1 protein-coding gene is annotated in these 1,190 nt (G+C 41.2%); it reads right to left on the bottom strand.

The genetic code is table 11. From position 1 onward, the window contains the following. Positions 1-5: 5 nt before the first annotated feature. Positions 6-1,190: an elongation factor Tu gene (gene tuf, locus J3U56_RS11975; RefSeq protein WP_267334586.1), complete on the bottom strand. Its 1,185-nt coding sequence runs from the start codon at positions 1,188-1,190 to the stop codon at positions 6-8.

Below are 1,190 nucleotides of genomic sequence, written 5' to 3'. Positions count from 1 at the left end.
TAAAATTATTTAATAACTTTAGCAACAACACCCGCACCAACAGTACGGCCACCTTCACGAATCGCAAAACGTAAACCTTCTGCCATCGCAATTGGGTGAATTAATGATACTGTCATTTTGATATTATCGCCTGGCATTACCATTTCTACACCTTCTGGTAACTCGATAGTACCTGTTACGTCAGTTGTACGGAAGTAGAACTGTGGACGGTAACCTTTGAAGAATGGAGTATGACGTCCGCCTTCTTCTTTACTTAAAATATAAACTTCTGATTCAAAGTCTGTATGTGGTGTGATTGAACCTGGTTTAGCTAATACTTGACCACGTTCGATTTCTTCACGTTTAGTACCACGTAGTAATACACCTACGTTTTCACCTGCTCGACCTTCGTCAAGTAATTTACGGAACATTTCAACACCAGTACAAGTTGTTTTTGTAGTTGGTTTGATACCAACGATTTCAACTTCTTCACCTACTTTGATTACACCGCGCTCTACACGACCTGTTACTACTGTACCACGTCCTGAAATTGAGAATACGTCTTCAATTGGTAATAGGAATGGTTTGTCGATATCACGCTCTGGCTCTGGAATGTAGCTGTCTAACGCTTCAGCTAATTCAACAATTTTGTCTTCCCATGCTGCATCGCCTTCTAACGCTTTTAACGCTGAACCACGAATAACTGGTGTGTCATCACCTGGGAAATCGTATTGAGATAGAAGTTCACGTACTTCCATTTCAACTAATTCTAATAATTCTTCATCATCAACCATATCACATTTGTTTAAGAATACGATGATGTAAGGAACACCTACTTGACGTCCTAATAGAATGTGCTCACGAGTTTGTGGCATAGGACCATCAGTTGCTGCTACTACTAGGATAGCGCCGTCCATTTGTGCCGCACCAGTGATCATGTTTTTAACATAGTCAGCATGGCCCGGACAGTCTACGTGTGCGTAGTGACGAGTTGGTGTATCGTATTCAACGTGTGAAGTATTGATGGTAATACCACGTGCTTTTTCTTCTGGTGCGTTATCGATTTGATCGAATGCACGAGCTTGACCGCCGTATTTTTTAGCAAGTACAGACGTAATTGCAGCAGTTAAAGTTGTTTTACCATGGTCAACGTGGCCGATTGTACCAACGTTAACGTGGGGTTTTGTACGTTCAAATTTTTCTTTAGACAT

This window comes from Gilliamella sp. B2824, assembly GCF_026536245.1.
Taxonomy (GTDB): Bacteria; Pseudomonadota; Gammaproteobacteria; order Enterobacterales; family Orbaceae; genus Gilliamella.
This window is presented reverse-complemented; position numbering and strand designations above follow the sequence as displayed.